Annotated in this window: 5 protein-coding genes, 1 tRNA gene and 1 pseudogene; 1 reads left to right on the top strand and 6 read right to left on the bottom strand. The window is 68.4% G+C overall.

Going from position 1 to position 6,738, the window contains the following annotated elements:
- Both U9979_RS08545 and ssb read right to left on the bottom strand, forming a co-directional pair.
- Positions 1-1,137 (bottom strand): annotated as a pseudogene (locus U9979_RS08545) (hypothetical protein); the annotation flags it as partial.
- A 378-nt stretch (positions 1,138-1,515) separates the two neighbouring features.
- On the bottom strand, positions 1,516-2,235 hold the full coding sequence (gene ssb / locus U9979_RS08540) for a single-stranded DNA-binding protein (RefSeq protein WP_322778941.1): 720 nt from the start codon (positions 2,233-2,235) through the stop codon (positions 1,516-1,518).
- A gap of 458 nt (positions 2,236-2,693) precedes the next feature.
- Here ssb and U9979_RS08535 point away from each other — a divergent pair.
- Positions 2,694-2,769, top strand: a tRNA-Arg gene (locus U9979_RS08535).
- Between the two features lie 65 nt (positions 2,770-2,834).
- Here the strand turns inward: U9979_RS08535 and U9979_RS08530 are convergent.
- The 4 genes from U9979_RS08530 to U9979_RS08515 form a co-directional block, all read right to left on the bottom strand.
- Positions 2,835-4,100 carry a site-specific integrase gene (locus tag U9979_RS08530; protein WP_322778940.1) on the bottom strand — a complete coding sequence of 422 codons (1,266 nt, stop codon included), beginning with the start codon at positions 4,098-4,100 and terminating at the stop codon, positions 2,835-2,837.
- A 253-nt stretch (positions 4,101-4,353) separates the two neighbouring features.
- On the bottom strand, positions 4,354-4,689 hold the full coding sequence (locus tag U9979_RS08525; RefSeq protein WP_322778939.1) for a hypothetical protein: 336 nt from the start codon (positions 4,687-4,689) through the stop codon (positions 4,354-4,356).
- Positions 4,690-4,880: 191 nt separating this feature from the next.
- Positions 4,881-5,075 carry a helix-turn-helix domain-containing protein gene (locus U9979_RS08520; RefSeq protein ID WP_322778938.1) on the bottom strand — a complete coding sequence of 65 codons (195 nt, stop codon included), beginning with the start codon at positions 5,073-5,075 and terminating at the stop codon, positions 4,881-4,883.
- A 30-nt stretch (positions 5,076-5,105) separates the two neighbouring features.
- On the bottom strand, positions 5,106-6,738 hold a 1,633-nt coding region (locus U9979_RS08515), incomplete at its 5' end, for a replication initiator (protein ID WP_322778937.1).

Here is a 6,738-nt window from a genome sequence, read left to right as displayed (position 1 = left end):
CAGACAGGCAGCAGCGGTGAGCCCGCCTGCCCATGGCCGCGCGACGGCGAGGTCGATCAGCCCCCGAGCTCCGAAAAAGACCAGTGGGATGAGTACGGGCATGAGGTAGAAAGGACCGACATAGCGGATGCCACCCCACAGTTCGGCCGCGTTCCAGGCTCCCCAGAACACGATGTACCCAAGAATCAGCAGAACTGCCCCGACCCCGACCGCGAGGGCCGGCCCGGACAGTCGACGGCGGACGACCGCCGCGACCGACAGTGCTGCCAGGAACACGCCACCGCACGCCCAGATACCGAGAAACCAGAGATGGTCACCGATGGAGACGAGCCCTTCAACCGGCCCGAAGCGGTGCGCAGGGTCGGTGGGAAACAGGCGGCGATCCCCGAAGCCCAGCTTGTCGTCGGGCTCAAGCAGCGCAAACGGCAGTGTGAACGGACTGCCCGTTGCCGCCGCATTGTAGCTGAGCAACGCGGCGACCGGGACGATCAGCCCTACCCCGACCCAACGCAGCAGCCACCACCGCTGTCCGCGGGCGCCCCGGTGCACGGCCCACACCGCAAGCGGGCCGAGCACCAGGGCCGTGTCGTACGGGCGCACCGCCATCGCCAACCCCAGCGCCAGCCCTGCCGTGACAAGCGGCGCCCCACGACCGGTTCGCAGCCCTCGCAGCAACCCGACAAGCACGCACTCATACAGCACAAGGACCGGCAGATAGGACAACATCATCGCGCTGTGCAGAATGACCAGCGGCGACAGTGCCAGCAGCCAGGCTGCGACCGCGGCGGCCCGCCGATCGCCCAGCAACTCGATTCCGGCGTGGTAGGTCGCCACAACCGCGGCGGCGGCGACAAAGGCGAGTCCCGCGACGGTCCCGCCGGTGAGCACGAGGCTCAACGCGAACAGCCCGGCAACCACCGGGGTGTACTTCAGGACGTAGTGGCCGTCGACGACCGCCGCCAGCCACGGTGCGTAGGACTGCGCTGGCGTCGACGCCGACGGAAACAGATGGCCGCCCGCCAGTGTCTGGGCCTGCAGCCGGTAGAGGGCCTCGTCGTTGTTGATCGACAGATACGGAAACAGATAGTGATTGATCAGGACAGCCGCAAGCGCGCTGAGCACGGCCGCGGCCGCCACTGTCCATCCGGGCCGAGACACCGCGGCCAGCCGTGACCGCAGTACCACCAACGGTCGGCGCCACGACGGTCGTGGGTCACCGAGCCGGTCGAGCACGGGCTCGGGCAACGGGTCGAGGCGGTCATCTGACCGGCTCCGGCTAGAGGGCCAAAGGCGATGCGATCGTGGTTCTGGCGCATCGCCGGGTGCCGTGGGCCCGTCCACGCGCCCACGCGGTACCCGGATGGGCGTCGGTATATCGGCACCCCGCGCGCTGGTCACGGACTGACGCTACCCACAGGTCCGGGTGGGACCGGGCATCCACCCGTCTCATGACCGTTTCGCAACCGGACGGCGCCTGTGCCGACAGCCACCCGCAAGCCGCCGACTACCGTGCCATCACACCGTCGCCGGACGCTGGGCCGGGACGCCGGGGGGTCGGCGCTCAGACCCCGGCGCCCCTGGTAGATCGCCTGGCATCGACTCGCCGAGCAGCTCGTCCGCGCCTGCATGGGTGAAACCCCCGTCACGGTACCCGGAGCCGGTTCCGACGCCGGTCTGGCCATTGTGCACACCGGTCATGCCATTGCCGGCGAGGGGCTCGGAGCCCACCGCACTTCCTTCGCCTTCGGTGGCGTCCACGACCTCCACCGCGCCCATGGCGTCCGTGACCTCCATAGCCTCGTCTGCCTCCGTAACCTCGTCTGCCTCCGTAACCTCGGTGACGTCCATGACCTCCGTGGCTTCCCGGTTCGAGCGGACCACCCGCCGGACCTTGGCCGACTGGCGGGTCAGGTCGACAGCGACCGCATCGGCATCCACTTCGTAGACGACCCGGCGGCCTCCGTCCTGGGTCTCGAAGGACCTCTGCCGCAGCCGCCCGACCACGAGCGTCCTGTCGCCCTTGTGCAGCGACGCTCCGACGTTCTCCGCCAGGTGCCGCCAGCAGGTGACGGTCACGAATACGGTGTGGCCATCCACCCAGCGGTTCTGCGAACGGTCGAACCGGCGCGACGTGCTGGCCATGCGCAGGGAGCAGACGAAGTTCCCGTTCGCCGTGCATCGCACGTCAGGGTCATCGACGAGGTTGCCGAGCAGCGTGACCGATGCTTCGATCATGGTTCCTCCCGGATCATGGATACTGGCCTGCTTCCGTGACGGACGGTCCCGAAGGGTCGCCGGCCCTGAGAAACCCGGCGAGACCGTCCGCTGTCTCGTCCCACGTCACACTGTGACCGTTGACGACCGCTTCGACACGCCACCGAGGTCCGCTGTGGAAAGCCGTGCAGCTGTCCACAGCAGCGACACTGCGGGATGCACGATCAGTACAAAATATGCCATTCTGGACTTTTTGACCAAGCGCCACAAGGTCATCCGAGTATCGGGGCGTGGCGAGGCATGCGACCAGCTGACCGCGTCGGGTTGGCACCGGGGGACGGCGCGAGACCCGGTTCATCAGGCTCGGACATGCCGGCAGCTGGTTGACACGGGGCGCGAAATGATCGATTATTCCTCCGCTGGCCAGGTGCGAACCGCGCTGCGCGTTCACGCCAGGAGACCCGCACAATAGGCGGTAAGCGCCCGTAGCTCAGCGGATAGAGCAAGTGCCTTCTAAGCACTTGGTCGCAGGTTCGATCCCTGCCGGGCGCACCAGCCAAAACACCCCTGCCGATCTTGCTGGCAGAGGCGTTTTGTAGCAACGGGTGCAGCAACGGCCGTCAGGGTCGGGGGTCGGTCAGGTGGGTGTCGAGCTTGCCCAGTGCACGCCGCTTCTCCCCCATCGACGCATGCGCGTAGATCGTCATCGTGACCTCGATCGCCGAGTGGCCCGCGATGTCCCGCACGATGTGCGGTGGCACACCAAGATCCAGCAATAGCGTGACGCAGGTGTGGCGCAACCCGTGAAACACCACGCCATCGAGACCGACCGCGCACCGTAGCGGCAGCCAGAACCGCCGCAGGTTGTCGGGTTCGATCGGTGTCCCGATCTTCGTCGTGAACACATGGTCCGTCGTGACCCATCGTTCACCGGCTGCCGCACGCTCGGCGTCCTGGAGCTTGCGATGCTCCGCGAGCGCATCCGCGACCAGGCCCAGCAGCGGCAAGGTCCGTTCGGAGTCCTCCGTCTTCGGCGGGCATAGTCGCAGTTCCCCGCCGACCCGCAGAAGTGTGTGACGAACGGTCAGCGTCTCCCGCTCGGTGTCGATGTCCGACCACTGGAGACCGAGGAGTTCCCCGCGACGCATGCCGAGGAACAGCGCCAGGGCCAGCAGCGCGTAGAGCCGGCCGCCGGCCGCCGCGTCGAGAAGCTTGTGTGCCTGGTCGACGGTCAGGCCCCGGTCGACCCCGTAGCGCGGGCTCGACACCTGTACCAGCTTCGCGACGTTCCGCCGGATCAGCTCCTCCCGGACGGCAGCCTGTAGTGCGTTGCGAAGCACCGCATGCACGACCTGGACCTGACGCTTCGAGGGCAGCCGTTTGCAGCACCGATCGACCGCGCAGCAGCGCCGCGCCTCCTCCGGCCGAGCCTTGTCCCTACCCCGCGCGCAGCACAGGCAGGTGCTCTCCATCCGGCGGATGAACTGCCGGACGTCCGCGGCGGTCAGCCTGTTCAGCCGCTTCTTGCCGAGACCCGGAACGAGGTAGATCCGGACCGCCTTCTCATAGGTGACGTACGTGTTCGGCTGCCGGTTCGGTTTCACCGTCTGGGCAAGCCACACCGTCAGGAACCGCTCGACGGTCCAGCCGGTGGCGTCCGCCGGGATGCCCTGGTCAGAATTGGCCTGAAGTGCGGTGAGTTTGCCGCGGACGATCTCTTCCGACTTGCCGTAGACCGGCCGCCGTTTCGTCGTTCCGTCCGGCATGAGCACGTAGGCCGCGCCGACCCACAGGCCGTCCGCGCGCTGGTAGATCGAGCCCTGGCCGTTGGCGCGCTTGGTGCGTTCCTTGCGCCGGCCGTTCGCCGATCCGTTGTTGCTGGGCATGGTGGGTTCAGCTCCTTGCCGAAAGATTGCGAGGGAAGGGAATCCTCGGGGAGGTGGCGTGCGACGGTCGGGGCTGTTCCGGTCCTCTGGGCGCGGAAGGGTCTGCCGGGAAACCGGCCGCATCCAGGGCGCTACCGCGTCACTTCGTGATCGGCTACGCCGACCCTGGACCTGTCCGGCCCCCCGGCAGATAAGGCGCCTACCAGAGGAACGGAAGAAAAATGGGGGAGACGCGAAAGACCGCGACCACCGATCAGAACGGCGAGAGCTGCGCGGAAACCCTGCGATACGGGGCGATGTCGGGCACCCAGCCGCCGGCCGGACCAGGCCCGTGCGATCGGGGAGTTGCCGGAAACGCGGCGCCCGGGATCGCGCGGAACACCAACACGATGTCGACGTCCCCGAGGGCTTCCACGAAGACGGCGTCGGTGGGGATCGTAACCGCGGTCCGGGCGACCTCGAACGGGTCGGCTCCCGGTTTGACGGTCATCTCGTAGAAGCCGTGGCCGGGGGTGTCGAGGCGGACGAAGGGCTGTCCGTCGGAGGGGTCGCGCGGTGGGCCATGGTCAGGCGGAATGATGGGTGGCACGGTCTGCGCTCCTTGGATCAGAAGGGGTGCGGATCGAGGTCCCGGTGTGGTGTTCGAGCACCCACCGGGGCCGCTTATTCGATCTTTCTGTTGTGAGGGCTTACGACGTGTCCCGGGTGGACCGCGGGCCAACAGGCCGGTCCGGGCGAGTTGCCGAACACCAGCCGTCCCCCGGCCCCGCGCGAGCGTGGTCATGCTGCCGCCCCGCTGTCGGAGAGCCCGCGGAGCCGATCGATGTAGGCGACGAGCGCGGTTCGCGGGATACGCCGTGCCCGGCCGATCCGGACCGATTCGATCAGTTCGGCGTTGAGCAGCTCGTACAGGGTGGTGCGGCTCACGCCGAGCAGGTCGGCCGCCTCAGCCGGGGTCAGAAGGAGCTTGTGCACAACTACTCCGATGATCGTCAGGGTCAGGATTCAGGCCGCGCGGGGCATGCCGGGGTCGGTTGCCGAAACCGGGTGGGGATCCCCACGGGCCGCACGGGCGGCACGGGCCGCGTCGAGTTGGGCGCGCCAGCGGTGCCGATCGGCGACCGCGCGCAGCAGCAGGTGTTCCCGGCGCGGGGTCGCCGGATCACCGGGCCGGAGGAGCTGCCAGACGACCCGGTCGGGCGCGGCGCCCTGGCCGCCATCGCCGGTGTCCCCGGTGCCGGTGTGGCCGAGGACCGCGAGCTGTTCCCGAATCCAGGTTTTCCGATCTTCCTTGTGGTCGGCAAGTGTTTTCCCGGACCACTTCCGGGAGACCAGCACCCGGCGTCCGCCGAAGCCGAGGGTTTCGCGTCGGTGGACCTTGCCCTTGCACCGGCCGGGCACGAGCCCGCCGCGGGGGTTTTTCGGTTGGACGCCGTAGCGCAGCCAGTTCGCGCAGCCCGGCGAGCACGGCTCGTACCGCAGGGCGTCGGCGAGCCGGTCGACGTGTGCTCGCTGTGCGTCGGTGGCGATGTCGTGGCAGGTGTCCAACGATTTCGTCAGGTACTTGGTCAGGTAGCCGATCAGCCGGCCGGTGTTCCGGTCGTTGGCGGTCACCCCGTCGGCGCGGACCTGGACGCCGAACCGGACGACATGGGTAGGTTCGGCATCGTCGCCGATCGCGTCCAACGCCTCATCCCAGGTCGGCAGGGATGCGCCCGAGTCCGGGTCGAGGTAGCCGCCCGCTTCGTCGTCCCAGACGGGCAGCCTGTCCGGGGTATAGATCGGCCGATCGCAGGCCGGCCACCACACTTGGTGGTAGGTCGCCGCCGCGACCTGGCGGAGCAGCACCCGGGGAATCGTGCCGCGCATCGCCGCATGCAGATGCGGTGCCAGCCTGCGTTGCGGTTCCAGGCAGGCGAAGTACTGGACGTCGTACCCGACCGCCCGGCGGAGGTTCTGCCAGAACCGATCCACGAGTTTGGGAAAGTGGATCGCGTCGCGGGCCGCCCGCCGATAGTCGTAGCCGTCCGGATCCACCGGTGTGCCGTCGGAGTTCACGCGGCCGTAGCTGTCGCAGGTCAACGTGAGGAACATCGACGGCCGCCACACCGTCCCGTCCGATCCGGTGAACGTCCGCCCGACGGTCCGCCGATCCACCGGCAGCCGGGGCAGATCCGGGGCATCCTGCCGCCGGCGGGTCGACCGGGTCCGCCGGGGACGATCGCGACTGTCCGGCGCCGCCTTCCCCCGCACGCCGAGATCTGCCAGCGCTTCGTCTACCTGCGAGATCAGGTCATCGACTTCGGCGACCTGATCCACATCGTGGCTGTCCGTGGCATCGGTGCGGACCGCTTCGAGATCCGCGCGGAGCTGGACCAGCGTCTTCGCGTCATCGGTCGGTGGGTCCGGGTCGGGTAGCGGTTCGTCATCGAGATGCCAACCCGCCTTGCACTGCGCCATCCGGAGTTTCCGCGCACGCTCGGCACACGGCGGGCATTTGCTCGCGAGGGTGGCCCCGCACGGCACCGGGATGATCTCGGTTTCCCCAGTGACGACGTTGACTTTCCGCATCGCCAGCGGCCGGATGCACACCCCGTTTTCCGCCGCGACCGCCTCGAGGACATGGCGGGCGAGTGGC

Origin of the sequence: Protofrankia sp. Cas4 (assembly GCF_963555915.1) — a bacterium.
GTDB lineage: Bacteria > Actinomycetota > Actinomycetes > Frankiales > Frankiaceae > Protofrankia.
Note: the sequence above shows the minus strand (reverse complement) of the source record. Positions and strands in the feature narration are given on the sequence as shown.

Excerpts from the sequence above, each read along its gene's own strand:
- ssb (WP_322778941.1), bottom strand. The coding sequence starts at position 2,235 with ATGATCGAAGCATCGGTCACGCTGCTCGGCAACCTCGTCGATGACCCT.
- U9979_RS08530 (WP_322778940.1), bottom strand. The coding sequence starts at position 4,100 with ATGCCCAGCAACAACGGATCGGCGAACGGCCGGCGCAAGGAACGCACC.